General features: G+C 67.9%; 1 protein-coding gene. It reads left to right on the top strand.

What is annotated here, in order from left to right:
• The coding region (locus EN955_RS35050) for a hypothetical protein (RefSeq protein ID WP_206522712.1) at nucleotides 1-240 on the top strand (240 nt) is incomplete at both ends.

The raw sequence follows: 240 nt of genomic DNA, 5'->3' as shown, positions 1-240 counted from the left end.
CTCGGCGGGCACGGTCGATCTGTCGGGCATGAATGACGGGCCGATCAGCTCGGTGCTCCACGTCACCGACGATGCCGGCAACACGGCCTCGGCCAACGGCGCCGCCATCGACCTCGACACCTCGGCGGACCTGGGTGCGCCGCTGACGCTGTCGATCACCGACACGACGATCAACAATTCGGAGAAGACCGCGGTTGCCTTCACGGTCTCCGGGATCGACGCGGATGTGGCCGGCGCGGA

It is taken from the genome of Mesorhizobium sp. M7A.F.Ca.CA.001.04.2.1 (assembly GCF_003998485.1).
GTDB classification, from domain to species: Bacteria; Pseudomonadota; Alphaproteobacteria; order Rhizobiales; family Rhizobiaceae; genus Mesorhizobium; species Mesorhizobium ciceri.
The sequence above is the reverse complement of the archived record's forward strand: the minus strand, read 5'-3'. Positions and strand labels throughout refer to the sequence as shown.